24 protein-coding genes are annotated in these 26547 nt (G+C 57.4%); 3 read left to right on the top strand and 21 right to left on the bottom strand.

Going from position 1 to position 26547, the window contains the following annotated elements; all coding sequences use genetic code 11:
• Window positions 1-186: 186 nt before the first annotated feature.
• From PD282_RS08640 to PD282_RS08565, 16 genes are all read right to left on the bottom strand, one after another.
• On the bottom strand, window positions 187-1209 hold the full coding sequence (locus tag PD282_RS08640; protein WP_274650131.1) for a dienelactone hydrolase family protein: 1023 nt from the start codon (window positions 1207-1209) through the stop codon (window positions 187-189).
• A 126-nt stretch (window positions 1210-1335) separates the two neighbouring features.
• Window positions 1336-2556 carry a mandelate racemase/muconate lactonizing enzyme family protein gene (locus PD282_RS08635; RefSeq protein ID WP_274650129.1) on the bottom strand — a complete coding sequence of 407 codons (1221 nt, stop codon included), beginning with the start codon at window positions 2554-2556 and terminating at the stop codon, window positions 1336-1338.
• A 38-nt stretch (window positions 2557-2594) separates the two neighbouring features.
• On the bottom strand, window positions 2595-4877 hold the full coding sequence (locus tag PD282_RS08630; protein ID WP_274650127.1) for a helix-turn-helix domain-containing protein: 2283 nt from the start codon (window positions 4875-4877) through the stop codon (window positions 2595-2597).
• 134 nt (window positions 4878-5011) lie between these two features.
• Window positions 5012-6553: an extracellular solute-binding protein gene (locus PD282_RS08625; protein ID WP_274650125.1), complete on the bottom strand. Its 1542-nt coding sequence runs from the start codon at window positions 6551-6553 to the stop codon at window positions 5012-5014.
• 53 nt (window positions 6554-6606) lie between these two features.
• Entirely contained in the window at window positions 6607-7485 is an 879-nt protein-coding gene (locus PD282_RS08620) for a carbohydrate ABC transporter permease (protein ID WP_274650123.1), read from the bottom strand.
• A 25-nt stretch (window positions 7486-7510) separates the two neighbouring features.
• Window positions 7511-8371 (bottom strand): ABC transporter permease, encoded by an 861-nt coding sequence (locus PD282_RS08615; protein ID WP_420832349.1) that lies wholly within the window; start codon window positions 8369-8371, stop codon window positions 7511-7513.
• An 86-nt stretch (window positions 8372-8457) separates the two neighbouring features.
• A complete protein-coding gene (locus tag PD282_RS08610; RefSeq protein WP_274650121.1) occupies window positions 8458-9753 on the bottom strand; it encodes a Gfo/Idh/MocA family protein in 1296 nt (431 codons plus the stop codon).
• A 244-nt stretch (window positions 9754-9997) separates the two neighbouring features.
• Window positions 9998-11626, bottom strand: a complete 1629-nt coding sequence (locus tag PD282_RS08605; protein WP_274650119.1) for a response regulator transcription factor — start codon at window positions 11624-11626, stop codon at window positions 9998-10000.
• A complete protein-coding gene (locus tag PD282_RS08600) occupies window positions 11601-13358 on the bottom strand; it encodes a cache domain-containing sensor histidine kinase (protein WP_274650117.1) in 1758 nt (585 codons plus the stop codon). The genes PD282_RS08605 and PD282_RS08600 overlap by 26 nt, the downstream gene beginning before the upstream one ends.
• A gap of 38 nt (window positions 13359-13396) precedes the next feature.
• The gene (locus PD282_RS08595; protein WP_274650116.1) at window positions 13397-14236 is read right to left on the bottom strand and encodes a carbohydrate ABC transporter permease; all 840 of its coding nucleotides are present in this window, start codon (window positions 14234-14236) and stop codon (window positions 13397-13399) included.
• Between the two features lie 2 nt (window positions 14237-14238).
• Window positions 14239-15129 carry a carbohydrate ABC transporter permease gene (locus PD282_RS08590; RefSeq protein WP_274650115.1) on the bottom strand — a complete coding sequence of 297 codons (891 nt, stop codon included), beginning with the start codon at window positions 15127-15129 and terminating at the stop codon, window positions 14239-14241.
• Window positions 15130-15207: 78 nt separating this feature from the next.
• Window positions 15208-16554 carry an ABC transporter substrate-binding protein gene (locus PD282_RS08585; protein WP_274650114.1) on the bottom strand — a complete coding sequence of 449 codons (1347 nt, stop codon included), beginning with the start codon at window positions 16552-16554 and terminating at the stop codon, window positions 15208-15210.
• Between the two features lie 405 nt (window positions 16555-16959).
• A complete protein-coding gene (locus tag PD282_RS08580; protein ID WP_274650113.1) occupies window positions 16960-17493 on the bottom strand; it encodes a GNAT family N-acetyltransferase in 534 nt (177 codons plus the stop codon).
• Window positions 17494-17550: 57 nt separating this feature from the next.
• Window positions 17551-18264 carry an HAD family hydrolase gene (locus tag PD282_RS08575; protein ID WP_338045168.1) on the bottom strand — a complete coding sequence of 238 codons (714 nt, stop codon included), beginning with the start codon at window positions 18262-18264 and terminating at the stop codon, window positions 17551-17553.
• Complete coding sequence (locus PD282_RS08570) at window positions 18254-18658, bottom strand: NUDIX hydrolase (RefSeq protein ID WP_274650111.1); 405 nt, start codon at window positions 18656-18658, stop codon at window positions 18254-18256. The genes PD282_RS08575 and PD282_RS08570 overlap by 11 nt, the downstream gene beginning before the upstream one ends.
• A 98-nt stretch (window positions 18659-18756) precedes the next feature.
• Window positions 18757-19350, bottom strand: coding sequence for a GNAT family N-acetyltransferase (locus PD282_RS08565; protein ID WP_274650109.1), 594 nt, complete (start codon window positions 19348-19350; stop codon window positions 18757-18759).
• A gap of 171 nt (window positions 19351-19521) precedes the next feature.
• Here PD282_RS08565 and PD282_RS08560 point away from each other — a divergent pair, with 171 nt between their 5' ends.
• On the top strand, window positions 19522-20991 hold the full coding sequence (locus PD282_RS08560) for an RsmB/NOP family class I SAM-dependent RNA methyltransferase (RefSeq protein WP_274655107.1): 1470 nt from the start codon (window positions 19522-19524) through the stop codon (window positions 20989-20991).
• A 228-nt stretch (window positions 20992-21219) separates the two neighbouring features.
• Window positions 21220-21312 carry a YjcZ family sporulation protein gene (locus PD282_RS08555; RefSeq protein ID WP_274650107.1) on the top strand — a complete coding sequence of 31 codons (93 nt, stop codon included), beginning with the start codon at window positions 21220-21222 and terminating at the stop codon, window positions 21310-21312.
• A 201-nt stretch (window positions 21313-21513) separates the two neighbouring features.
• Here PD282_RS08555 and PD282_RS08550 read toward each other — a convergent pair whose 3' ends face one another.
• From PD282_RS08550 to PD282_RS08535, 4 genes are all read right to left on the bottom strand, one after another.
• On the bottom strand, window positions 21514-22278 hold the full coding sequence (locus PD282_RS08550; protein ID WP_274650105.1) for a pseudouridine synthase: 765 nt from the start codon (window positions 22276-22278) through the stop codon (window positions 21514-21516).
• Window positions 22279-22346: 68 nt separating this feature from the next.
• Window positions 22347-22805 carry a DUF309 domain-containing protein gene (locus PD282_RS08545; protein WP_274650103.1) on the bottom strand — a complete coding sequence of 153 codons (459 nt, stop codon included), beginning with the start codon at window positions 22803-22805 and terminating at the stop codon, window positions 22347-22349.
• Window positions 22806-23609: a GTP diphosphokinase gene (gene yjbM, locus PD282_RS08540; protein ID WP_274650101.1), complete on the bottom strand. Its 804-nt coding sequence runs from the start codon at window positions 23607-23609 to the stop codon at window positions 22806-22808. It abuts the gene before it with no gap.
• A 19-nt stretch (window positions 23610-23628) separates the two neighbouring features.
• Window positions 23629-24726, bottom strand: a complete 1098-nt coding sequence (locus PD282_RS08535; RefSeq protein WP_274650099.1) for a quinone-dependent dihydroorotate dehydrogenase — start codon at window positions 24724-24726, stop codon at window positions 23629-23631.
• Between the two features lie 193 nt (window positions 24727-24919).
• Between PD282_RS08535 and PD282_RS08530 the strand changes: the two genes are divergently transcribed.
• Window positions 24920-25060: a hypothetical protein gene (locus PD282_RS08530; RefSeq protein WP_274650097.1), complete on the top strand. Its 141-nt coding sequence runs from the start codon at window positions 24920-24922 to the stop codon at window positions 25058-25060.
• A gap of 11 nt (window positions 25061-25071) precedes the next feature.
• Here PD282_RS08530 and PD282_RS08525 read toward each other — a convergent pair whose 3' ends face one another.
• Entirely contained in the window at window positions 25072-26457 is a 1386-nt protein-coding gene (locus PD282_RS08525) for a L,D-transpeptidase (RefSeq protein WP_274650095.1), read from the bottom strand.
• Window positions 26458-26547: the final 90 nt, after the last annotated feature.

Below are 26547 nucleotides of genomic sequence, written 5' to 3'. Positions count from 1 at the left end.
TCAAACACCGGAGGAGTAAAAAAGGTTATGAAATGAATGCGATGTTCTCCTGCATCTCATTCACCATACCTAACTGTAATATAGATTGATTTCTATGTCATCGATAAGAATTTGGATATACATGCATGTGTATCCATTGATGATATACTCGTGATATAGATTCCCGATTGCTTACCAATCATCGTTCTACGCCAGGTGCCTCTGCAGCCAGTCGTATGCGATTTTGCCCGAAACCTCGTGTTTGCCCGGATGGATGTCCTTCTCCAGATTCGCCTCTGCCTGCGCCGTGCGATAGATCGTTTCCAGCCGGGCAATCGCTTTGCGCGCGCCTGCGACCGGGAAGCCGCCGTCCCCCTCCCCGGATTCGATGAGCAGCGGCCGGGGCGCGATTAATCCCCAAATATCCGGCATGTCCGCGAGCCGCAGCAGCCCCGGGATGTAGTTGTCCGCGCAGTGCGGGCTTGCCAAAATGCTGTCTTCAAACGTATTGCTGTAGCCGCTGATGACGGCCGCCCGGATCCGCCGATCGAGCGCAGCCGTCAAGGCGCTGACAAGCGCCCCGCCGGAGAAGCCCATGCAGCCGATCCGGTCCGCCGCGACATCGCCGCGTGCCGACAAATAATCGGCGCAGCGCATCAGCTCATGCACCCGGTAACCGGCAAGCGTTTTGCCGGCCATCAGCAAATTCATCGCCAGCAGGAAGCACGAGTTCGCCTTCGGCTCCTTGTCGCGGTCCTGCTCCAGCCTGCGGTCCCCGAGGCCGAGCAGCTCGGGCACGATAACGAGAAAGCCGCGTCTCGCGAGTTCGATCGGGTAATCCTTGTAGATTCCCGGCTCTCCCAGCCGCACGCTTCCGTCCGGCTCCAGCCCGACAAGCGCTTTGTAGCCGTAGCCGTGGCCGGGACATGCGATTACAGCCGGATAGGGCGGCGCGAAACGTTTGGGCAAGAGTACATAAGCAGGCATGGATAAATGCGGAGCCGTCCGGAGCACGATATGCTCTCGCATATAATCTCCGCAGTCTTTTCGTTCCAGAAGCTCCGGCGCCAAATCGGCATTTTCCCCGGAAGGCATCGCGAGGACGCGCTTCAGCTCCTCGGCGAGCGCGTCCCGCCATTCCAGCCATTCCTCCGGTGCGCCGGGCTTGAACGCATAAGCCGGAGTTTTATCGCGATTCACTTGCTCGAGAAAACGATCCGGATTCCACACGGTTCTTGTTCCCCTCTCAACGTTTTGTGGCGGCAGCGGCTTCCTTTAATCGGCTTACAGGATAACGGCCATGGGAAGCATGTGCGAATGCCCAGGGGGAATGCGTAGATTCCCCCTGATGGCGGCTTAGATTGCACAAGCTTTGCGGAGCACACGGTTCACTTCGGCGGCATCGAGACCGAGGCCCGGTCCGGAAGGCGCTTTCATAAAGCCGTCCTTCACCTCCATCGGCGGCGCGAGCAAATACCCGGTGTCCCGGACTCCCGTCTTGCACTCCTGATATTTTCCGATATTCGGAATATAGGAGGCGAAATGAAGCACGTACACGTAGCCGAAGCCGCTCGACAGGTGCGGGGTTACGGCCATTCCCTTCAGCGCCGCCATCCTGGCGACGCGGGTCGTTCGGATGAATCCTCCGTTATACTGCAGATCCGGCTGCAGAACCTGGGCGGCACCGTTCGCGACAATCCATTTGAAGCGTCTCATGCTCGTCTCCTGCTCGCCGAACGCCAGCGGAATCGTCAGGGCGTCCGCGACCTCCTTCGTTTCCTCCAGATGATCGAACGGGCAGGGCTCCTCATAGAAAAAGGCGCCGATTTCCTCCAGCATTTTGCCGTACCGGACCGCTTCGGGCGGGTCGTAGGAACCGTTTCCATCGGCATGAATCGCCATGCCGTCGCCAAACGCCCGCCGCGTCAAATAAATGAGCCCTTCGGACCGTCCGGCTATCGAATCGGCATTTTTGCTCATCCGGCCGCCGACTTTGAACTTGATCGCCTTGGCGCCGGTTTCCTCCAGTTTCCGCTGCAGCACCTCGATTTCCTCCTCGGGTGTCGTTCCCCGGTTGCCGCTTGCCACATAGAAGGGCACCTCGCTGCGAATGACGCCGCCGAGCAGCTCGCCGACCGGCTTGCCGGCAATCCGGCCGAGCATGTCCAGCAGGCTCGCTTCCACCCAGGAGATGCAGCACCACAGCGCCAGCCCCGCCAGCTTGTAGTTGCTCTCATGCACATAGACGCCGTCGAGCAGCTTCTCCAGATCACGGGCGTCCTTGCCGATAAAATACGGGATGATCAGCCGTTTCAGCAGCGGATGCAAATATTCGGCCCGTTCGCTGGCCACCGCCACGCCTTCCGAGCCGTCCTTCGACCGCGAACGCACAAAATAAAGCCCGTTATTTAACAGCAGCTCGATCGATTCGATCACGACAGGCGACTTGATTTCCCCGGCCTGGAGCACCTGCGAGTTCGCCGCCGCCTCCAGCTCGTCATTGCCGGCGGCGCCAGCCGCCTGCGTCAGCGAACCGTCCAAATGCAAATACGATAAATCCGCGTAATCGGGTCTCAAGGAACGTTCCTCCTTCATCGTCCTAAAATGATTTCCTTTCAACCGCCGCCGCTGTTTTCCCTGAACTGCCCGGGCGTCATGCCGGTCGACTTCTTGAAATACCGGATAAAATTTTGCGGGTTGTTGTACTGCAGCTTCCGGGACATATCGGCGATCTTCATCTCCGTATCGGTCAGCCATCGCTTAGCGATCTCCATCCGGTACGCGAGCAGACAGTCGGTAAAATTGGTATTCAAACTCTTTTTCAGCGCCCGCCTGATGTAGCTCGGATGATAATTGAGCCGGGATGCGCACTCCTCCAGCGTCAGCTCGCGGTCGTATTCGCTCCGGATCATCCGGACGATTTCCTGGGCGATTTTGTCGTACGGCGCTTCGTTCCCCGCTTCGCCCGCCCGGATGAGCGGCTCGACAATCCGCTGCATAAACCACGTTTCGATTTCAGGCAGCGTATGAAGCCGTTTCAGCTGCTCGTACAGCGGGGTCGCATTCGTATCGAGCGGCGGACAAGCCGCATCCGGCTGCTCCGCGAGGTACAGCAAATCGAGCAGCAGCTTCGTCAGCCAGTTCTGCATCTGGTTGTGCGTCAGTTCCCGGTTGGACAAAATGTGCAGAAATTCTTTCAGCAGGGCGGAAGCCCTTCCCTCGTCCGAAAACTTGACCGCCTCGACCAGCTGCTTCTCCAGATGCTCGGGGAACATCACCATCTGCACGCCCGGCTCCTCGTCCTCGAGGAAGAAAACGGTTTCCGAATTGCGCGTAATCCGGTATTTCAGCGCATCGAGCCCTTCGGCGTAAGCTGCCGGCGTATCGGCATAAGCCTCGTAAGGACGGCTGATTCCCGCGCTGACGGACAGCCCGAGATAGCTCTTCGCATTGTCCCGGATTTGCCGAAGCGCGGCCGTCAGGTACGCCTTAAACGCTTCCGGCGATTCCTGATTGCCGCGGAAAACGGTCACCTGCGCCTGATCGATCACGACGGGGCACAGCCGGTGCTCGGGCGGCACCGTTTCCTCGACGATATTGCTCAGCGCAAAGAGCAGCAGGCTGCGGTCGCTTTCCAGATACCGCGTGCGTTCCAGCGAATCGATCCGGATGATTGCGACGGCAAGGCGGCGGTACGGCTGGGCGCAGCCGAACAGCTGGACCTGCTCGTCGATTTCCTTGGCCGGCAGCCCGCCCTGCACCAGCCTGAAGGTAATGACCGGCTTGAGCTGCCTTGTCAGCTTCTCCATGCTGACGTTCAGATGCGTATAGCTGCGGGACATTGCTTCCACCCTCCGTTCGATCGCGGCGAACTCGTCCTTCGGCTGCTTCGGATCCGGCTCCTCGCCCGGACCGGCCGTCATCTGGTACAAGCGGCGCAGCGGCGAATACAGCCTTCCGGCACCGCGCAGCGATAGCACGACCACGATGGCGATGATGACCGCGCAGGCCCAGGCCGTCGCCCAGCCGATCGCCTGCGATTCGCGCTTGATGCTGCCGAGCGATACGATCAGCAGGTACGTCCATCCGTTATACGCCGATTTGCGGAACGTGAAGCCGTACTGATCCTGACCGATTCGCCCGACCCGGTAGCCGCTGCTCGCTTCGCTTTGGCGGATTTCCTCCGGCAGCGGCGAATTTCGCAGCGCCCGATCGAGCGCAGCATCGCGGCCTGCGGTAATGTTGTCTCCCCGCTCATCGAGCACGATCACCGAACCGAGCTCGCTGCTCGCCGGAAGCTGCTTGAACAGCTCCTGATCCGACATCTCCGTGACCAGCAAACCGGAAGGCTTCGCCGAATAATTGGGAAACCGTTTCACCAGGTAAATGCTTGCATGCCGCGGCTCCCCGCCTTGACCTCCCGATACGAGCGTCAGCCATTTGTAAGGCTTATCCGACGACATCAGGGAGGTCAGCGGGTACGCTTTGGCAAAATCGTTCAGACTGGCATATCCTCTGTTGTTAATGACCCACTGTCGCGCAATATTGATCAGATGGATATCCCGGATGCCGAGCTCATAGATCTGGATGCGCTGGAGCATATCAGACAGCTTGTCGACGACGGGGAAATCCTTCGCCTCGATCCGGATTTGCAGCGCGTCGTTGACCTCCTGGGAATTCGCCAGCTGAAAAATGGAGAAATCGACGATCTTGAGCGTATTCTCCAGCTGGGTTTGCGTCTGGAGCAGCAGCTGGTCGTTCCCCTGCAGCACCTTGCGTTCGATGAGGCTCGACGTCCTGACGTACGAGAATACGCCGAGCACAGTAACGGGGATGACGCCGATCAGCAGGCACAGCGCGACGAGCTTCACTTGGTAACGGGACAGGTTGAGCTTCATGACGGTCACTCTTTCATCATGCCGGGATGTTTAGCCGCATTCATTATCGCACAGCGGCCTGCAAAAAAACCATCGCCCCACTCGCGTTCATCCGTCCGAAAGAACGGGAGAACCGCCCGGTTCCCCCGTCTCGCTTATTGTTTTGCCGTTTTGGCGTACTCCTGCTCGTATTCGGCAATGACCTTGTCGCCTCCGGATTTCCGCCAGTTGTCGAGCGCCTGCTGGAAGCCCTTCTCGTCGATCTCTCCGATAATGAATTTCGTCCTGGCGTCCATAATAATCTGGTCCAGCTGCGTGCCCTTTTCCATTTCCGTCGGGGACAGGAGCGCTTGGGCCGGATCCGGAACGGCGTACTGCTCGTTATCCTTGATCAGCTGATTGAACTTGGCGACGCTCGGGTCGATTTCGCCCGGCATCGCCTTGCTGCCGTCGAACACCATCATCTGGAACAGCGTGTTGTACACTTCGTCGGTATAGACCTGCTCGTCGATGCGGACGGCCTTGCCGTTCTCCACCTTATAATGCTTTCCTTCGATTCCCCAGGTCATCAGGTTCAGCACGTCCTGGTCGCCGAGCTTGTCGATAAAGCTCAGCACCTGCCTGAGCTGATCCTCGGTTTTGACACTCGTCTTCGGAATCATGAATACGCTGTTGTAGCCCGTCCCGCCCTGGACATGGATTTTGCCGTCGGGTCCGCTGATGTTCGGCACCGTGTCGAGCTTGGCGTTCGGGTTCGATTTGTACAAATCCGTGAACCGTGCGTTCAAGTCGTCATAGGCGCCGATGTAGACGCCCGCCTTGCCCTGATTAATGAGCGTGGTGCGGTCCTTCACGACCGGGAAGTCGCTGTTGAACAGCTTGTCGACATACATCCGGTGCAGCAGCTTGAGCGTATCCATGTATGCTTTCGTCATAAAATCGGGCGTCATTTTGCCGTCCTGATACTGCCACAGGTTCGGTCCGCCCATAATGGACAGGAAATGATTGAACTGCGCGCTGTTGGAGTCGAACGCGATGCCGAACGTATCGTTTTTGCCGTCCTTGTCGGGATCGTCCGTCGTGAATTTCTTCATCACGTTCAGCAGCTCGTCAAGCGTTTTGGGCTCCTGCAGGCCGAGATTGTCGAGCCAATCTTTGCGGATGATAATGCCGTTGCGGGCAATCGGGCGCCAGCGGTAAATGCCGTATACTTTGCCGTCGATGGATATGTTCGACAACCGTCCGGGATCGAGCGACTTCAGGTTCGGGTAGTCCTTCAGGTAAGGCCCAAGCTCCCAGAACTGGCCCGCCCGCGCGGCTTCGATGATCGCCGGGTTGCGGTCGTCCTTCACGAGCATCAGCATCGGGAGATCGCCGGCCACGGCGATCGAAGCGGTGACCTTCTCGCTATAGCTGGAGCTTGGCACCCAGGTGACGTTCAGCTTCGAATTCGTATACTGCTGCAGCAGCTTCATCGGCTCGCTGTCCATTTTCGGCGGCTCCGCGGTTAAATACTGGTTCATCATCGTAATTTCGACCGGAGCCGAAGTCGAAGAGCCGGAATTTGCGGGAGCGCCCGCGGTGTCAGGTCCGGAATCCGATCCTCCGCCTCCTCCGCCCGAACAAGCCGTGACCAAGCTAAGCCCCAGTACGCCCGCTGCCAGCAGACCTTTTCTTCTTATCTCTCGTACTGCCATTCCAACTAACCCCTCTCATCTTCGATATGATTGCTCTTATTCTCCGTTTAAGGTTACCCTTTGACGGAGCCGAGCAGCACGCCTTTAGCAAAATGCTTCTGCAGGAACGGATAGACGAGCAGAATCGGCACGGTCGAGACGACAATCACCGCCATCTTGATCACTTCGCCCGGCGGAACGACATAATCGGCGCCCATATTTTGCGAATCGCCGACGCCGCCCTGCGACAAAATGACGATTTGCCGCAGCCAGACCTGAATCGGCCACTTGGTATTGTCGTTGATGTACAGAATGGCGTTGAAAAACGTGTTCCAATGCCCGACCGCATAAAATAACGCGAACGTCGCCAGGGCGGGCAGCGACAGCGGCAGCGCGATGCGCAGCAAAATCTGGAAATCGTTGCAGCCGTCGATTTTCGCCGATTCCTCGAGACCGTCCGGCAGCTGCAGGAAAAAACTCCGCAGGACGATCAGGTTGAACGCGCTGATCGCGTTCGGAATCAGGAGCGACCAGAAGCTGTTCAGCAGTCCGAGCGACTTGACGACCAGAAACGTCGGAATCATGCCGCCGCTGAACAGCATCGTGAACAAAATAAGCAGCATGACGGGGCCGCGCCCCCAAAATTCCTTCCTCGCCAGCGGATAGGCGGTCAGCGTGGTGAAGATCAGGTTGATCAGCGTTCCGGCGACCGTAATGAAGACCGTTACGCCGAGACTGCGCAAAATCGTATCCGCCGAGAAAATGTACCGGTAGCCGTCCAGCGAGAATTTGGTCGGGATAAGCACGACCCCCCGGTTCAACAGCTCTTCGGAAGCCGTAAACGAGCCCGACAGCACGAAGAGGAACGGAATGATGGCGACCAGCGCAACAATAATCAGGATACCGGCATTGACGGTATCGAACAAGCGCGAACCGGCAGACGTACGAGCCATGGATTCAGTCAGCCTCCTTTCCGCGTTAATAAACGCCCTGTTCGCCGAACCGCTTGGCAAGCCGGTTAGCCGCCGCCACGAGCAGCAGGCCGACAAGCGATTTGAACAGCCCGACGGCGGTGCTGAAGCTGAACTGCCCCTGCTGGACGCCGTTCGTATACACATAGGTGTCGAACACCTCGCCGACTTCGCGGTTCGTGGAATTGAGCATCAGGAAAATTTGCTCGAAGCCGGTGTCCAGAAACGATCCGAGCCGCAAAATAAACAAAATGACAATCGTGCTGCGGATCGCCGGCAGCGTAATGTGCCACACCTGCCTGATCCGGCTGGCGCCGTCCATTCTGGCGGCCTCGTACAGCGTCGGATCGACCCCGGAGAGCGCGGCGAGAAAAATGATCGTCCCCCAGCCGGATTCCTTCCAGATCGATTCCAGGATAATCATCGGCCGGAACCATTCGTTCGACATCAGAAAATTGACCTCGCCGAAGCCCGCATGCACCAGCATGTTGGTGAAAATGCCGCCTTCCGTCGAGAAGAAGGTATACGCCATGCCGACCACCACGACCCACGAGACGAAATGCGGGATATAAATCGCCGTCTGAATGCTCCGCTTCAGCCCCTCGAGCCGCATCTCGTTCAGCATCAGCGCGATCAGAATCGGCACGGGGAAGAAAAAGACGATGTTATAGACGGCCAGGATCAGCGTATTTTCGAACAGCACCCGGAATACCGAATCGTGAAAAAATCGGTCGAAGTGCTTGAAGCCCACCCACGGGCTATTCCAGAAGCCCCGAAACGGCAAATAATCTTTGAACGCGATGAGTACGCCCCACATCGGCAAATATTTGAACAGGGCGAAATACAAGAGGCCCGGCGCCGCCATCATATAGAGATAGCGGCCTTTCACCAGCCGGCCCCATATCCGGGACGCCCGGCCGCCGGCAGCACGCGGCACTCGTACCGCTTCGGTTCTCAAAACGCCGCGCCTCCTTCCAGCACATCCTCGATTCGGACCGGACGCTTCTCCTTGATCGACCGCCAGACCGCTTCGCCGATGCCGACCGCATACGCGCCGTCCGCCGAGCCGGACAGGACGGGATACGCCCGATTCGGATCCGGCCCGAGGAAGACATCCTCGAGCAGCGCCGGATCGCCGCCGCCGTGCCCGCCTTCCCGGTGAACGACATGAATCGTCTCCTTGGAGCCGAACAGCGGGAAATAATCGATCGTCTGCACCGGCACCGGGAACGGCACCCGGCCGGAAGCGTGGTATTCCATCGTCTCGATTCGGCCGCGGGTGCCGTTGATGGCAAGCCGGTAGCCTTCGTAGGGCAGCGAGAAGTTGACGGAATAGCTGAGCAGCGCCCCGCCGCCGTATCTGACGCTGACCGAATACGTATCCTCGATGTCGATTTCCGAATCGAAAATACAGGCGTCGGCGCGGTACTCACTGTAGGGAGCCCGCTCCGCCGCGGCCGCCGCATCGAGGTGATCGTCCTGCACGTGAAGTTCCTTGCCGCGCGAGGACCAGCGCATATAGTAACGGCAGTCCGGCTTGTCGGCGCATGACGCGCAGTGGCGTCCGTCCTTCCGCTCCGGATTGTGCTCGCCATCCGGCCCGAAATAGTTGAGCGCCCCGAACGCGAACACCTCCGCCGGCCGCTGATCGATCCACCAGTTCACCAGATCGAAATGATGCGAGCTTTTATGAATGGACAATCCGCCGGAATGCTTGCGTAAGCGGTTCCATCTTTTAAAATAGCTCGCCCCGTGATACGTGTCGATGTACCAGTTAAGATCGACGGAGGTCACCCGGCCGACCCTGCCTTCCATCACCAGCTCCTTGATCCGGCTGTGTATGGGGGAATAGCGGTAATTGAACGCGACGGTTACGGTCCCCCTGCTGTTTCGTTCGGCTTCCATGATCCGGCGGCAATCGGCCCCGGTCGTCGCCATCGGCTTCTCGGTCAGCACATCGAGGCCGTGCTCCAGCGCGCGGATCGTATACCGTGCATGCGTATCGTCCCGCCCCGTTACGATGATGACATCCGGCCTGGTTTCCGCGACCATCGCGTCAAAATCGTCCGGCGCGTAGACCGGGACAGCGCCGAGTGCCGGGAAACGCTGCCGGCAGACCTCGAAGCGCCGCGGATCGATATCGAGCAGACCGACAACCTCCGCCCGTTCGGCGAACGTATTCAGCATCGGGCCGATAAACATTTTCAGGCTCCTGTTGCTGACCCCGCATATCGCATATTTCCGTTTCATGCGGCTCCCCCTCTCTGCATTGCTTTCATATGCTTGTGATTGCTTTCATTATTCCGCACCGCCGGATAAATGGCTACAATCCCGATAGCGACATTTTGCCAATCCCCGCAAAAGCCCGTTAATCGGGCGATTACGGCAACAAATAATCCTTACAGCGACTCGAGGTAATCATCAGAGCGACGGGGTAATGACGCTCTTTGTCCGGCGAAAAAAATGAAAACAGGCCGCATGCGCGGCCTGCTGACTACCTTTTATACTCGGAAGGACTGTAACCGGTGATCGATTTGAACACCTGGCTGAAATAAGTCGCATTCTGGAATCCGACCATCTCGCTGATTTCATACACCATATATTTGCCCGTACGGATCAGCTCCTGCGCTTTCCGGATGCGGAACTTGTTGAAATAGGTCACAAACGGCTCCCCTGTAATCCGCTTGAACAAATGGCTCAAATAGTTGCGGTTCACGTGCAGGTTCGATGCGATTTGCTCCAGCGAAATGTTTTCCTGGTAGCATTTTTCGATGTATTCGTGAATGACGCGGTCGATCAGGGCGTGGCTTTTCCGGTCCGTCATTTCCTCGCGAACCTGATGGATCAGCGGCGGCACCAGCTCGTTGTCCATCCAGTCCAGCAGCTGACGGGCGGAGCCGCAGCGGTGCAGATGCAGCAGCAGATCGTCCAGGCCGGCCTCGGACGCCGGCTCCGGCTGCAGTCCTGCGGACTGAACGGCCGTCCACAGCGCGCTCGCCACGCCGGCGCAAACCCCTTTCATGACCGGGAGCGGAACGGAGCCGCCCGCGAGCTCGGCACCGAGCTGCTTCCAGAGCTCCAGCGCCTGCAGCCACCTTCTCTGCAAAAAGGCGTCGTGCACGCCGCGCACCGCATCCAAGGATACGCTCTTTTTCCGCTCCGGTTCGCTCTGCGGCGCATATACGTAAATGCGGTTCCACTCGTTCATCTCCGCCGTTTCAAGCGCGGCGCGGCTCTCGAGGTAAGAATCGATCAGCCGTTCGTAGCCTTGGGCGACGGTTCCAAGCCCGGCAAGCGTGGACAGCCTCATGTACTGCAAAATATTGTCCAGCATGGCGCGCGACAACTGCATGACGGCGTCGTGCACTTCATCGGCGGGCGCCGTTCCCCCCAGGAATACGACGACGAAGCGCTGGTCCGAATATTCGAGCACCTCCGCGAACAGCGGCAAATCCGCTCTCGGAAGCCCGGCAAGCGTCTCGCGGATAATATTGCCGGTTCCGAAGCGCAGCAGCTGCCACTCCCGCTCGTCCTGGCCCGAGGGACTGTCCGAGCGCACGAGACTCAGCGTCAACACTTGTACGGTCGGCCGCTCCGGCAATCCCATAAAGGCGATCCGCTGCCGGGGCAGCTCCTCCTGCCTGTACCGGGTGTACAGCAGGTCCCGGAAAAACGCGTCCTTCATCGACCTCCGCACGACATCCTGCTGCTGCACATAGCTGGCCAGCAGCTCGTCGCGCTCGCGCGATTCGTTAAGCTGCCTCACCACTTCGCGGACAACGAACTCGATTTCCGCAATGCTCGGAGGCTTCAGCAGAAAATGCTGGACGCCCGTGGTAACGGCTTTGCGGGCGTTGGCGAAATCGTCGAAGCCGCTCAAAATGACCACCGGCACGTCCGGGTCGAGGCTGTGGATTTCCTCCGTAAATTGAAACCCGTCCATGACCGGCATGTAAATGTCGGTAATGACGAAATCGGGCCGAAGCTCCCGGAATTTGCGCAGGCCCTCCGACCCGTCCTTGGCCGTCCCGACAATCCGCACCCCCATATCTTCCCAGGGGATATGCCGGAGCAGCCCGTTGATTACGTATTCGTCGTCATCCACCAGCAGAATCGTATTCATGTGACAAGCTCCTCCGCAGCTGCTCCATTTCCTCTTCCCGGCGAATGAGCGGCAGGTTCAGCATAACGATCGTTCCACCCTGCTCGCCCGCCATCATCCGTACGCCGTAGCCGGGTCCGCAGTACAGGTGGATCCGGTCTTGAACGTTGCGGATGCCGATTCCGCCGGCGGAGGACATCTCGAATCCTTCCGGCAGACCGGCTCCGTTGTCGGCGATCGTGATGAAGAGCTGACGGGCGACGCCCTGCGTACGCCGTTCGATCCGCACCTGGACGGCGGCGTTTCCGCTGCGCTCGCGGAAGCCGTGGATGACCGCATTTTCCAAAAACGGCTGCAGCACGATTTTCGGAATAAGGCAGCCGAGCAAATCCTGATCCGTCTCTTCGCGGTAATCGATGGCGAAGTTTTGCCGGTACTGCTGAATCGCCATGTAGCAGCGGGCGTGGGCCAGCTCGTCCCTGACCGAAACGTACCACTTGCTGCTGCTGAGACCGATCCGGAACAGCCTGGAGAGCTGAAGCACCATTTGGCTGATCTCGTGCGCATTGTGGTCCATCGCCCGCCAATAAATCAGATCGAGCGTATTATACAGAAAATGCGGCTTGATCTGCGATTGCAGCAGCTGAATCTCCGCTTCGCGCCGGTCGCGGTGCTCCTGGTTCAGACGCTCGATCAGCTCCTTCAGCCGGCAGACCATGCGGTTGAACTGCTTCGTCAGGTAGCTGTATTCCTGGATGCTGGACGCGTTCAGCCGCACGTTGAAATCGCCCTTTTCCAGTGTCCGCATCCCTTTGACCATGCCGTAGATCGGCGACGTCAATTTTTTGGATACCCAGAACGCCAGCGGGATGGAAAGCACGATCAGGGCGCTCAGCAGTCCGACGGTCAGCATGCGGATTTCGTTGCCGCTCTGCCGGAGCACGTCTTTGGAAATCAGCTGCAGCAGCGTCCAATACTGCGTATTCGATTCGGACCGGATTACGCTGTATTTCGTGCCCGCCACTTCCTTCAGCAGGTCGTTCGCGCTGCCCCGGACGGAGATGCCCGGCGGCAGCGCCGAAGCGATATAGCCGCCTTGCGCGTCCAAAACCACGTAGTAATTGTCGCCGCCGGTCGACAGCATATCGAACAGCTTATCGACCGGAATGTTGATTTTGACGATGCCGAGGCTCTCGCCCCGGCTGCCGATAATCCGGTGCACGTAGCTGATCATTGAAATCGTGCCGCCGAAAATCGGGACCTCATGGGAAGCGATCCAGAACCCGTCCGCCCGATCCATGCGCTTCAGCCACCCCTGCGCCGCCGCGTCCGCCATCGGATGCATGAATTGATCCTGGAAGGTCGGATAGCCTCTCAGCCAGTCCATGTATAATTCAATCGAATAGAGGCCCGCCTTCACGGTGGCCAGCTTCTGGAATTCCTCGTACAGCGCCCGGCTCTTCGCCACGTAATCGTAGTTGTTCGCCGGCGGCGCCGACAGGTACTGCTGGACCAGCGTATTCGTCACCAGGAAACGGGCCGTATCCTGGATGTCCCCTACATAATTGGACAGCTTCTGGGACGTCGCGTCCAGCAGCTCGTTTTTCGTTTCCCGGATTTCGCGGTAGGCAAGACGGGAATACGTGCCATAATAAACAAGTCCCGAAATAAGCAGCAGCAGGCTGTTTAATCCGATGAAACAAAGCACCATCAGCGTAAAAAGCTTGGTTCGGTAATTGACCAGTTTGCGCATCGGGACCATTCCTCTGCTTGATCAGTCGCACCGTCATTTTAACCTTTCAGGCCGGTCGTCGCAATTCCTTGCGTAAAGTATCGCTGCCCCGCGAAGAAAATAATCAGGCTCGGCACGATGGACAAGACGGACATGGCGAATACCGCGCCCCAGTTGGAGCTGCCGCTCGAATCCAGAAAAAGGCGCAGGCCGAGCGGCACCGTAAATTTCTTGATGTCGCTCAAATAAATCAATTGGCCGAAGAAATCGTCCCACGTGCCCATGAAGGTGAAAATCGCGGCCGTCATCAGCGCAGGCAGGCTGAGCGGCATAATGATGCGCACATACAGCGTCACCCAACCGCAGCCGTCGATCTTTGCGCTCTCGTCCAGCTCCCGGGGGATACCCCGGATAAACTGCACGATCAGGAAGACGAAGAAAGCGTCTCCGACGAATTTGGGTACGATCAGCGGCAAATACGTATCCACCCAGCCGATTTTATGAAACAGAATGTATTGCGGGATCAGCGTCACGTGTCCCGGAAGCATGATCGTGCCCAGCATGAGGGCAAAAAACAGATTGCGCAGCGGAAACGTAATGCGCGCGAACGAGAAGGCGGCCATAGACGAGCTCAGCACCGTACCGATTACCGCAAGCAGGCACAGCATCAGTGAATTGAGGAAGAAACGGCCGAACTGGATGTTGCGCAGGCCGAACCAGCCGTCTGCATAATGGGACATCGTGATTTGGGAGGGCCATAGTCCCTGATGCGTGAAAATGTCCGTCGTCGGCTTCAGCGAGCTGCTGACCAGCCACAGTACCGGGTACAGCATCAGAATGCCGAATCCCATCACCACAATATGGAACACGAACGGTTTGATTTGCCGGTATCCGGTCATTGTCAGTCCCTCCCGTCCGAATAATAGACCCAGTAGCGGGACGACAGAAACAGCAGCCCGGTAAACGCGGCCACAATCACGAGCAGCAGCCAGGCCATTGCCGAGGCGTACCCCATTTCCATGAACGTAAAGCCTTTAATATACAAATACAGCGAGTAGAGAAGCGTCGAGTTGATCGGCCCGCCCGTTCCGCCGCTAATAATGAACGCTTTGGTGAACGTTTGGAACGATTGGATGAGCGTAATGGTCAAATTAAAAAATATAACGGGCGTCAGCAGCGGCATCGTAATGCGTGCGAATTTCCGGACGGGCCCGGCCCCGTCCACGGTCGCCGCCTCGTACAGCTCGTGCGGGATTTGCTTCAGCCCGGCCAGAAAAATGATCATGACCGCCCCGAACTGCCAAACCGACAATCCGACCAGCGAATAGACCGCATATCGCGGATCGGCGATCCAGTTCGGACCGTTGATGCCGAGCAGCGCGAGTCCCTGGTTGAAAATCCCCTCTTTATCGAACACCTGCTTCCAAAGCACCGAGATCGCCACACTGCCGCCCAGCAGGGACGGAATATAATAAATCGTGCGGTACAGACCGAGAAACCGCATCCCCTGGTTCAGCAGCACCGCAAGTCCGAGCGCGAACGACAGCCGCAGTGGCAGGGAGATGAATACGTATTGAAACGTGACCCGGATCGAACCGCCCAGTCGATAATCGTCCGTAAACATCGTCTTGAAGTTGGCCAGCCCGGCCCATTTCGGCGCCGTCAGCAGATCGTAATTCGTGAACGACAAGTAAAACGAAGCGACGAACGGAATGAGGTACAGCAGGAAAAAGCCGATCAGCCAGGGCAGCAAAAACAAATACCCGGCCGCATACGTTTTATATTTCTGCATGGCGCAAACACTCCTAACTCGGGAAAAGGGAGCCGCGTCAGGGCTCCCCGTTGTCCCAATATCACTGGATCCAAGCGATTATTGCGTCTTTGCTTTGGCAAGCAGCTTGTCGACTTCCGTCATAAACTCGTCGACCGATTTGTCGATAGAATTGGCGTCGAACGCGATTTTCTCGCTGGTGAGCTGAAGCAGCTTGGAGAACTCGTTGTCCAGCGGGAACTGATGGTTGTCCGTCTCCGGCGCGACTTTGCTGACCAGCGAAATGTAGTCGTAGAGCACCTTGTCGACCGGCGTAGACTGCGCCGCCAATTGATCGCGGATTTTGCTCGAGGCCGGCACTCCCCTGTCGCTGCCCAGAATCGCACCCGCATCGGGGTCGTTCACCATGAAGTCGATGAACTTCGCCGCTTCTTCAGGGTGCTCCGTCTTCGAGTACACCGTCATGAATTGACCGGATTCCGGCGGAGCCATACCGGTTCCGGCGGAACCGTTCGGGTACGTGGTCAGGCCCAGCTTATCCTTCGTCAGCTCCTGAAAACCGTAAATTTGCGAAGCGGCCGCGCTTTGAATGGCCACTTGGCCTTTGACGATCAAGGACTTGTCGACGGCGGTCGGCGGGTTGGCCACCTGCGTGTCCGGAGGCGTGACGGCTCCCGCTTTGCGCATATCCTCCCACATCGTAAACCAGTTGATCATATCCTGCTTGTCGAAATGCCGGTCGCCGTCCCGGTACAGCTCCTTGCCCACGCTGTGCAAATACGAGCCGAGCGCCGCCGGTTCGCTTGAAAGATCGTAGGAGCCGTAAAAGCCTTTGCCGAGCTTTTGGGAGATTTGAACGGCGGCCGTCTTATAATCGTCGTACGTCCATTTCTCCGTCGGCAGCGGCACGCCCGCTTTCTCGAACATGCTTGCGTTGTACAGCAGCCCGAACGAGCTGACGCCAAGCGTTACCCCGTAATACTTGCCGTTAAAGGTAGCCGCCTTCACGACGCCTTCGTTGAAATCGCTCACGTTTAGCGTTTTTCCTACATACGGAGTGAGGTCGAGCAGAGAGTTTTTGTCCACGTATTCTTTGATGTTGCCGCCCATTTGAATCAGGTCCGGCGCGTTCCCCGCCGCGAGCTGCGTATTCAGCTTGTCGAAATAGCCGTCGAAGCCGGAATATTCGCCCGTAATTTTGATACCGGGATTTTTCTTTTCGAACAGCTCGATCGCTTTCAGCGTTTTCTCGTGCCTGGCGTCGGATCCCCACCAGGACATTCGGAGTTCGACCGTCTTGCCGCTGGACGGCGTCGTTGAGGAAGCGCTTTCAGAAGGCTGCGAGGCATCGCTTTCCGGTTTGTTTGCGCTGTTGGTTCCTCCGCATGCGGCAAGCATCATCATCGAAGCAAGCATGCATACGGCGACCGCTTTTTTGTTCATCATGTACCTGACCCTCCTTAACATGTAACGGATGTACGGCATCCCTCATGCTTTAATAAGAAATGCTGAGGAAGACCTCTTGCAAGCTCGGCAGCTTCGCGGGGCAAGGCCGCGTCTTCGGTGAGCTGGTGACGCCGTTTTTCGAGCTTTTCCGCCGGGTCATCCGCGTTCATCCCGTGGTTTTTTCATTGTAGCAAGGGGGGAAGGAGATGGACATAAACAAAAGTTAGGGATTTCTTAAGAAAAATCAGCATTTTTTTCGGGTATTTGGAGGAGCCTCCGATTGAACTGCCGCATGAAAAAGGAAAGAGCCGCTTCTCGCGGCTCGCGTAAAATGATTTTTGAGCTTCCATCGAAGTCCATCGGCTCGACCGCACGGACGCGTCATCGATGAGGAGTTCGTTTGTTTCATTTGCGGTATTCGATCAGCCAGCAGTCCCTCATCTCGCCTTCGTGCCGTTCATGGCTTGGCAGCATCTTCATTTTGACGAAGCCGCATTTTTCGTAACAGCGCAGCGCACGATGATTCCACGCCTGTGGGTCCATCACAATCGCGTCGACTCCTCGCCGCATCAAGTAATCTCTCATGCTGGCCACCAATTTCGTACCGATTCCCGTATTCCAAAACTGCGTTTCCCCGATGAATTGGTCCATGCCGTACAGCGTCTCCTGCCGATCCGTGTATCCGTACAGCCGGCGTTCTTCTTCCAGCACCGGGTAAAATTGAATGTAACCGATATCAATTTCTTCATACTGGACGATGCAGCGTGTCGCTTCGTCTTCCCGGTAGAAATGTTCGCGGACCTTGTCCAGATCGTGCGCGTTGTCCCGGCCTTCATAATATTCCAGCACCTTGGGATCGGACAGCCACCGGACCAAAAGCTCCGCGTCATCCTTTTGCAAGACTCGGACCGACAGCTTGTCTTGCTGGTATAGGATCATTCATGCACCTCATTTCGGTTCCGTCCATTTCGAGCTCCAGGTCAGCACTTTTTCTTCTTACACTTGTGACACCAGCTTCAAGACCTCCAATAAATGACAGCAAACATGTTCTGGTTTTATCGAATCCGGCTTCAGCTTTCCTTTCCGGTTCAACCACACCGTCTTAATCCCAGCGCCCTGCGCACCTAACACGTCACTTGTTAAAGAGTCCCCGATATGCAGCACCTCTTCCGGTCTGTACCCATACCTGCCCAGCGCTTCCCGAAACAGCTCCGGCCTCGGCTTATAGGCCCGTACGTCTTCGCTTGTCAGCACGCCATGAACCTCGATCTCGTGAAAATTCAGCGCGGCGGCGATATCGGCCGAATCGATATTGGACAACAGGTATACCGGCAAATCGATCCTGTTCAAGAAAGGCTTCGAATCTTCAAAAAGTCCGGGTTTCGTCCAATGCTCATACTGCCGGCGAATAACCGTTTCCGCCTCCAATGCGGATTTAAAATGCCGAATCGTCTCCGTCAGAGATTGCATGCCCAGCTCTCTCTGTGTGATAACCCTCGCTCCAAAACAGTTACGGCACATGTCTGAAAATATTTTCCACCAATAATTCCCGATTTCACTTACCGTACATGGGCCGGAGGCGGTCTTTTTGATTTCGCTGCAGATCCAGGACACCGTTTCGTCATCTTCCTGAACAACCGTCCCGTAAAAGTCGAGGAAAACGGCCCGAACCGCTCCCCGCTTTAATCGATTGTCGCCATTAAAATGCACGGCTGATCACGTTTCCCCGAAAATGCAGCGCATCCATCACTCTTATGCGTTGAACCTCGCTTAATTCCGCCACATCGAACCACTTCCATGCCGAGTGCTCCGAGCTAAGCGTTATTTCCGCCTGGTCCGGGATCGAGCAGCGAAAGATGCCGACCTGTGCGTTAAGACGGCTGTGATAATAAAAGCCGGTCAATACTTCGTCAAAAATTTCCAGGCCCAGCTCTTCCCGGCATTCGCGGCGGAGCGCCTGATGAATGGTTTCGCCGGGATCCACGCCTCCCCCGGGAAGGCTCCACCCTTTGTTGCCATAGGTTCGTTTTAGCAGGAGGATATGAGCGTCGGGATTGGTTATAACGGCATGGACGCCGAATCGGAACGTGTCATCGAAACCCATGATTTTTCATCTCCTTCGTTAAGCCCCAATACCGATTATCGGAGCACAAAATCGAATCCGCCCGGTCGAACTTAAACTATGTATTTGATTCACCGTAGTCAGCTCATAAATTCTTGAATGGTTCTGCCGTTTTCGACTCGAGCTTTAAATTGTCCCTGCGTAAATTCATCGATGACCTTCGTCCAGAAAATCCGGGCCGGCTGATTGCTTTCTAATTGAAAGACCTCCCATTGTCCTTTGTGCAAATGAAAAATTTGTTTAGCTACGGACTTTCCGATTCCTTTTTTTCTATATTTCTTCATCATAAAAAACTCCGCCATTGAAAAATAACGCCGCTCGCCGGATTCGATCAATCGAACCAATACAAAGCCTGCATACTTGTCATTTTGTTTAATGACATAGGGATATCGGAGACTTTCTTCCTTCCAATAATCCTCCAAATAGGGATAGGGTCCAAACAAACCGTCAGCTTCAACATCGCATGGTTCAAATTCAGAAAAATCGTAAACATAAAATTGCATTAAATTACGGATGACTTCTTTATACTCGTGAGAAGCCCGGATTAATTCAAAGCTGTTCAAAGCGCAGCCGCCTTTCTTCCTTGAAATTGGCTTGAGACCGAACGATTTGCGATCCTCCCCCTGTACTACCTTTCCTAAAGTATACCTGCCGTTTCCGTTTCTGGAAATCATAAAAGGAGATTCGTACCGTCAATGTACAAGCTGAATATGATCCCTGCCGCTTACAATTCCGGATATAACTGATTCATATGCAGTACCCGTCCCTCGGTCCAGTCCATCCAAAAGTTATGCTATAATGAGTCCCATTGACAGGTTAGGTTACCATCGAAAAAGGAGGGTCCGATCGTGCAGGCAAAATTGCCGGATGCTTTTCGATCTCAAATGAACGAGCTGCTCGGTCCGGAAACGAATCTATTTTTGAAAAGCTATGAGGCCCCTCGTACATACGGGCTGCGTATCAATCCGTTGAAAACGAGCACGGATTCGCCGATCATGGCGCATGTGACGGAACGGTTCCGCCTTGAACCCGTGCCCTGGTGCGCTACCGGGTACTATTACGCCCCCGACACCCGGCCCGGCAAACATCCGTATTACGCGGCGGGCCTTTATTATATCCAGGAGCCTTCGGCCATGCGGCCGGCGGAGCTGCTGGACCCGCAGCCCGGTGAAGCCATCCTCGATTTGGCCGCCGCACCGGGCGGGAAAACGACGCAGATCGCCGGGAAAATGGCCGGGCGCGGCGTGCTGGTCGCCAATGAAATCCATCCGGCCCGGGCGAAAATATTAAGCGAAAATGTGGAGCGTTGCGGCGCCGCGAACGTGATCGTGACGAACGCTGCGCCGGATGAGCTGTCAGCCCGGCTTCCGGCGGCATTCGACCGAATAATGCTGGATGCCCCCTGCTCGGGGGAAGGCATGTTCCGCAAGGACGAGCAGGCCATCGCCGAATGGTCGCCGGAGCATGTGAACCTGTGCGCGGCCAGACAATCGTCCATTCTGGACCACGCGGCGGTCATGCTGAGGCCGGGCGGCCGGCTTGTGTATTCGACCTGTACGTTCAACCGGAAAGAAAATGAGGAGGTGGTGGAAGCCTTCTGCGCCAAATATCCCGATTTCTCCATCCGGCTCATCGAACGGATTTGGCCTCAGCGGGAGCGAGGTGAGGGGCATTTCGCAGCCGTATTGCAAAGGAAAGGCGTGGATGACACGCCGGCTCCGACACGGGCGGACCACTTGGAAGCAGGCCGGCATGGAGCGCGGTTTGAACGCCTCCCCGGCACTTCGGCCGGGCGGCCGGACAACGGGAAGCGTTCTGCCTCCATGCGTAAAAGCCCCCCGCATCGAACCCAAAATCATTCCGGGCTTGCGGGCGGCATGGAGCTGTTCCGCACGTTTGCGGAATCCGCCCTCATCGGCGGATTGAAGCTCGGCCCCGGTATGCCGCTTCGATTCGGCGATTCCTTATATTGGCTGCCGCAAACGGATCAAGGCGGCCCGATTACGCAGGACAAGCTTCAAGGGTTAAAGGTAGCAAGACCCGGCCTGCATCTCGGCGATATCCGCAAACGCCGGCTCGAGCCTGCGCACGCGCTCGCGCTTGCGGTCCGTCCCGAGGCTGCGGCTTGGGTGCAATCGTATGGTGCGGATTCGCCGGAGGTCGCCGCCTTCCTGCGCGGCGAAACGATTCCCGCCCGGGAAACGGCCGCCGGCTGGGGGCTGGTTGCCGCAGACGGAATGCCCCTCGGCTGGGGCAAGGCCAGCGGCGGGCAAATTAAAAATCATCTGCCGAAAGGGCTGCGACGGCTCGGCTAATACCCGGGCGGGACAGCAGCTATTGCCTCTCTGCGGCAAAAAGCTCCGGGACAGACGACCGAAATTGCTGCGCCGCAAGCCGTTATCGCTGCCCAATTGCGCGAAATGAGGGCTTATGTCCAATCCTTATGAAGCCGTCGGCATAAGATACAGTATACCGAGTGCCGAGACACATCAACCCTAAAGACACAACGGCTCCGGAAATTACCTATTCAGGGAGGAATTCGAATGTCCGGTGTACATGGCGCTTTTACGTCGGCTGGTGTAATCCTGGTGCTGTTTATTCTGCTGGTTATTATTTCCCGCGGAGTCCTGTACTAACTCTGTCCGATCCCGGGAAGAAACCCACGGATGCAAAGGAGCTGCCGGACCGGGTAGGCCGGCGGTTCCTTTTGCAGCGCAGGGAAAAGCATCTGTTTCTATCCGGAATGGATAGAATCCTTGATCCATTCAAATAACCGCTGAACGGGGTTCCTCCCATCAGCGGTTTTTCTATGTCTTGCAGCCTGTCAAGCATCTGACCTACCGTTCTGCAGTCGATTCATTACGGGTGTGCTGAACCAGCTGCTCCAGCTCGCTTTCCCGGAGCGGCCGGTAGCTTCCCAAGGGCAGCGAAGGATCGAGCAGCAGCGGCCCCATCGCCGTGCGGCGCAAATAGACAACCTTCTTCCCGACGGCTTCGAACATCCGTTTCACCTGGTGGAACTTCCCTTCGTAAATGGTCAGCGTAATGCGCGTGGCCGGGCCGTCCTCATAAGTGGATTTACCGTCAATCCGCAGCTCTGCAGGCATGGTCACATAACCGTCATCCAGCGTGACGCCGGAGGCAAATATACGCGCGTCCCGTTCGCCGACATCGCCGATCACATCGGCCTCGTAGGTTTTGGGGACATGCCTGCGCGGCGAAAGCAGCTCATGCGCCAGCCGGCCGTCGTTCGTAAGGAGCAGCAGGCCCTCCGTGTCTTTATCGAGTCTTCCGACCGGAAAAGGCGCAAGCATCCGGTCCTTGTTGTCCAGCAGATCGACCACGGTCCTGTCGCGCACGTCCTCCGTCGCCGATACGACGCCCTGCGGTTTGTTGAGCATAAAATAAACGGTGTCCCGGAATTCGATGCGCTCACCGTCGAACCGGACGACAGCCTCGGCCGGATCGAGCGTCATGCCGCTATCTTTGGCCGGAATGCCGTCGACGGTAACACGTCCTTGCCTGACCGCCTTCTTCACTTCGCTGCGCGTGCCGCAGCCCATATTCGCAAGCAGCTTGTCCAGCCTCATACGTTCCGCCACTACTTATCCGCCTCCAGCCCGGTGCCGGCTTAAATTCAAAAGCCGCCATCGCCGATTCGCTTATCCGCCTATTGCGGCTCTTCCCCGTGCAGCCGTTCTTCCAGCGGAATTTCCGCCATCGCCTCCGCAAGCATTCGCAGCCTGTCGTCCGTGACGGCCAGCTTGAACGGCCGAAACGGCGGCGGTGCCTCCGCCGGCGACTGCTCTACCCAATGCCGGAGCGGCTTCAGGCTGCGTTCCACATCGTCCCGGAGCTGCCGGATCGAGAGGCCCATCGTGACGTCCGGATAGCGGACCAGCTTGTTCTCCGACTGCGTGAACAGCTTCACGGCGCCGGTGTAATTGTCGTTTCGCCAATGATGAAGGCCGACGGCGGCCTGCAGCAGCCCCTGGTACAGCAGGCTGCGGCCTTCCTCCAGCCAAAGCTCCTCCATCACTTCGTGGCACTCGAAATAATCCTCGTCTACATTAAACAGGACGATAAAATGAACGAACCGCTCGTCGTACTCCGGCGTTCCCTCCGCCACTTAGGCACCTCCGCCCTTTTTGGCGCGCATCAGCGCACTGCGGATTTCATCGGCCAGGACGCGGATGGCAAAAGCGTCCTCCTGCTCCCACAGCTCGTTGAAGCGCAGCTGGAACTGAACCGCCTCCCGTACGCGGTGAAAGAAATACAGCTCCTGGATATCGCTCAGGACGCTGGACACGACATTCGATTTTTCCTCGAAGCCGCGTTGGGAATCGATAATTTCGTTGCGGATGCTCGACATTTCCGTATCGAGCAGAAAAGCCGCCTCGGCCGCCGTTTTCAGACGCAGCCGCACTTCCTCCGGCAAGCTTTCCTTATATTTATAGTTGAGCGAATGCTCGATCGTCGCCCAGAAATTCATCGCCAGCGTCCGGATCTGCACCTCCGCCAGCACGTTTTTCAGCCCGATCGCGGTCTGCACCGGGTACTCGACGATCATATGATAGCTGCGATAGCCGCTTTCCTTGTAATTCGTAATGTAGTCTTTCTCGTACACGAGCTGCAAATCCTTGCGCACGCGGATCAAATCGGCCACGCGCCGTATATCGTCCACGAACTGGCACATGATGCGGATGCCCGCAATGTCCTCGATGCCGGTTTCGATTTTATCCATCGGCACGCTGAGCCGCTTCGCCTTCTCCAAAATGCTCGAAATGCGCTTGACCCGACCCGTAACGAACTCGATCGGCGCATAAGCCTCTCTTGCTTTCAATTCCGTCCGGAGCGTCTTGAATTTCACCTTCAGCTCTTCAACCGCCTGTTCATAAGGCTGCAGAAACAGGCCCCAATCTCTTCCGTCCATCCGGCCGCCTCCCATCCTCTTACCGGTGGTCTGCACCAACCGCATCTATAATATGGCTGAATCCGTCTCTGCGCAGACGTTCCTTCAAGCCTTCCGCGAGCTCCCGGAGCAGCTCCGGCCCACGATAAATGAGCGCCGTATAAATTTCGACGAGGCTCGCACCGGCGCGAATTTTATCGTATGCGTCATCCGCCGTAAAAATTCCGCCCGAGCCGATAATGGGCAGCTTACCGCCCGTCTGGCGGTAAACCTCGCGCACCACCTCGGTCGAACGTTCCCGGAGCGGCCTGCCGCTGAGGCCGCCCGTCTCCCTGGCGTGCGGATGCGTAAGTCCCCCTCTGCCGATCGTCGTATTCGTCGCGATGATGCCGTCGATCCCGCCGGCGGCGATCGTTTCCACCGTATAGGCGAGCTGCTCCGCCGTCATATCCGGCGCGATTTTGACAAAGACCGGCTTGCGGGTACCGCCATGCTTTTTCGCCTGGCCGGCCGCTTCTTCCATGACGGTCCGCACAAGCAGCTTCAGCTCGTCGCCGTGCTGCAGCGCCCGCAAATCGGGCGTATTGGGCGAGCTGATATTCACGACGAAGAAATCCCCGTAAGGGTACAGAACCTGCAAGCATTTCCGGTAATCCTCGTGCGCGAGCTCGTTCGGCGTCGTTTTATTTTTACCGATATTGACCGCGATTGGAATCGCATGGCGTTTCCCGGCCGCAAGCCTGCGCGCCATCGATTCGGCTCCTTCATTATTAAACCCCATCCGGTTGACCAGCGCCTCGTCTGGCGGAAGCCGGAACAGCCGCGGCAGCTCATTGCCCGGCTGCCCCTTCGGCGTTACGGTGCCGACCTCGGCAAATCCGAATCCGATGTTCGCGAACATGCCGACCGCTTTGGCGTTTTTGTCCAATCCCGCGGCCAGCCCGACCGGGTGCCTGAAGCGCAAGCCCAGCAGCTCGACGGCCAGCTCCCCGCTTTCCGGCGTGTCGTACAACGCCCGCATCACCCCCGGTACGCCCGGCATACGGCCGCAGGCGCCCAAACCGTCGATGACAAGATGGTGCGCTTTCTCCGGGTCCATCCGGAACAATACAGGCTTGGCCAATTTCATATACAGCAACTTTCGTTCACTCCGTTCCTCGTGTTCGCTCTCTATCGAACAGTTTAACGTGTCCGGCGGCAAAAAGAAAGGCCCTTCCGGGCCCTGTCGAATCCTTTCCGGATGCAAGCGCCGCATCGTCTTGCGGCCTGCCGGGGAAACGGTTACAATGGGGGTGCACCGCTATTATCGAACAATAGAAAGGTTGGTCGTCATGAGCGTGGCGAAGAAAAAACCTCCTGTTTTGAAAGCCAAACAAAAAGAGGAAACGAACAAAAAGGCGCTCGTCTGGATCATTGCCGCATTCGTTTTGATTGTCGCCATTATGACGGCCTTAATTATTTGGAATCCATAAGGGCAGCCGGATTAACTCAGCCAACGATAGACGACGGCGGGGTTCGTCTCGTCCTGCATCGGCTGCAGCTTGAACCGGCGCTCGGCCGGCGCCGCAGTCCCCGGAAGCTCGCCGCTCCCGATTTCCGCCTTCGTGCCGAGCGGCACCAAATCATACAGCTCCTCAATGTCCTCGCGTTTCATTCGAATACAGCCGTGCGACTCGTCCTTGCCGATGCTTGCGGGCTCGTCCGTCCCATGAATGGCATAGCGCGTGCCGGACAGCACCATTCCCCTGCTGCCGAATTCGCCGTCGTCGCGGCCATTCGGATTTTTTACTTTCTCGCTGATGTAAAAGCTGCCATCCGGCGTTTTATCCCCGCCGAGCCCGACCGGATAGCTGCGAACGATGACGTCGCCGCTTACGACCGCAAGCGTATGCCGCGCTTTATCGATTACGATCGACAGCGTCTCGTCCGGGAGCGAGGCGTCTTCCTCCTCAGCCGCGGGCACCGCCGGCTGCTCCGCACCGGCCTTTGGTCCGCCGCCGCCCCGATTTCCGGCCGCAGAAGCCGAGTCCCCCTCTTTTGCTCTAAGTTCGCGCAGCAGCTCCGGAAAGATCGCTTTCATGCCCGCCGTTTCCCCGGCAAGAACATTGTTCGGATAAGGCTGGACGAGATCGTCTAGCGATTCCGGCAGCCTCCCGAACAGCTCGCGGTACTGCGCCATGCCGCTGGCGAGCGTCCAGCGCTCCTCCTGCCCGGCCGCCCACAGCTTATAAGTCCGGGCTGCCTCCGTATCGTCCGCCGGCTGGCAGGCGCATGTCATGGCATCAAGCATGCTGATCGCTGCATGCGGTCCGCCGCCGGATTGAACGGCAAGCAGCAGCCGCGTTCGGCCCGTCCATAACCGCCACCCGCCGTTTTGCTCCAGCATGGCCGCAAGCCCGGTATCCGGCAGCTTCCTGCCCTCCTGCAGCAGAGCCCCAAGCGCTTTACCGACCGCGTCATTGTCGGTCGGCCTAATAAAAGCAACCCGAACGGAAGCGCTTTGTCCCCCGGCATGATCCGTTTCGACGGCTGTACCTTCCTGAAGGCTGCCGTCGTGAACATTCGCTAACGGCTCCGCCATCGCGAAACCAAGCAGCAGCAGAGCCGCTGCGGCCGAACGACGGAGCAGCGACTTCAGCCTGCGGCTCCGATTCCAGGCGGCAATCATTTCCTGCGGCTCGCCGGCTAGCGGATGGCGCTTCCGTTCGTATGCTTCATAAATGCTGCCGGCCTGCAGGAAGCAGTAATTCGCTTTGGCTTCCTTCTCTTCCAGCATGTATTGTTTGCCGAGCAAGTACCAGGCCATCCGGTTGTCCGGATGCTGCTCGACGTATCGCTTCAAATAATCCATGTCGTCCTGCTGCCCCATCCGCTGTCCCTCCATCCTGCGCCAATACGTCTTATATCGGCAGAAAGGCGATTCACGATAGCGTTGTACAGCTCCAGCAGGGCACACATT

It is taken from the genome of Paenibacillus humicola (assembly GCF_028826105.1).
Taxonomy (GTDB): domain Bacteria; phylum Bacillota; class Bacilli; order Paenibacillales; family Paenibacillaceae; genus Paenibacillus_Z; species Paenibacillus_Z humicola.
Note: the sequence above shows the minus strand (reverse complement) of the source record. Positions and strands in the feature narration are given on the sequence as shown.

Excerpts from the sequence above, each read along its gene's own strand:
- PD282_RS08630 (WP_274650127.1), bottom strand. The coding sequence starts at position 4,877 with ATGAAGCTCAACCTGTCCCGTTACCAAGTGAAGCTCGTCGCGCTGTGC.
- PD282_RS08625 (WP_274650125.1), bottom strand. The coding sequence starts at position 6,553 with ATGGCAGTACGAGAGATAAGAAGAAAAGGTCTGCTGGCAGCGGGCGTA.
- PD282_RS08620 (WP_274650123.1), bottom strand. The coding sequence starts at position 7,485 with ATGGCTCGTACGTCTGCCGGTTCGCGCTTGTTCGATACCGTCAATGCC.
- PD282_RS08615 (WP_420832349.1), bottom strand. The coding sequence starts at position 8,371 with ATGATGGCGGCGCCGGGCCTCTTGTATTTCGCCCTGTTCAAATATTTG.
- PD282_RS08610 (WP_274650121.1), bottom strand. The coding sequence starts at position 9,753 with ATGAAACGGAAATATGCGATATGCGGGGTCAGCAACAGGAGCCTGAAA.
- PD282_RS08605 (WP_274650119.1), bottom strand. The coding sequence starts at position 11,626 with ATGAATACGATTCTGCTGGTGGATGACGACGAATACGTAATCAACGGG.
- PD282_RS08600 (WP_274650117.1), bottom strand. The coding sequence starts at position 13,358 with ATGCGCAAACTGGTCAATTACCGAACCAAGCTTTTTACGCTGATGGTG.
- PD282_RS08595 (WP_274650116.1), bottom strand. The coding sequence starts at position 14,236 with ATGACCGGATACCGGCAAATCAAACCGTTCGTGTTCCATATTGTGGTG.
- PD282_RS08590 (WP_274650115.1), bottom strand. The coding sequence starts at position 15,129 with ATGCAGAAATATAAAACGTATGCGGCCGGGTATTTGTTTTTGCTGCCC.
- PD282_RS08585 (WP_274650114.1), bottom strand. The coding sequence starts at position 16,554 with ATGATGAACAAAAAAGCGGTCGCCGTATGCATGCTTGCTTCGATGATG.
- PD282_RS08580 (WP_274650113.1), bottom strand. The coding sequence starts at position 17,493 with ATGATCCTATACCAGCAAGACAAGCTGTCGGTCCGAGTCTTGCAAAAG.
- PD282_RS08570 (WP_274650111.1), bottom strand. The coding sequence starts at position 18,658 with ATGGGTTTCGATGACACGTTCCGATTCGGCGTCCATGCCGTTATAACC.
- PD282_RS08565 (WP_274650109.1), bottom strand. The coding sequence starts at position 19,350 with ATGATTTCCAGAAACGGAAACGGCAGGTATACTTTAGGAAAGGTAGTA.
- PD282_RS08555 (WP_274650107.1), top strand. The coding sequence starts at position 21,220 with ATGTCCGGTGTACATGGCGCTTTTACGTCGGCTGGTGTAATCCTGGTG.
- yjbM (WP_274650101.1), bottom strand. The coding sequence starts at position 23,609 with ATGGACGGAAGAGATTGGGGCCTGTTTCTGCAGCCTTATGAACAGGCG.
- PD282_RS08530 (WP_274650097.1), top strand. The coding sequence starts at position 24,920 with ATGAGCGTGGCGAAGAAAAAACCTCCTGTTTTGAAAGCCAAACAAAAA.
- PD282_RS08525 (WP_274650095.1), bottom strand. The coding sequence starts at position 26,457 with ATGGGGCAGCAGGACGACATGGATTATTTGAAGCGATACGTCGAGCAG.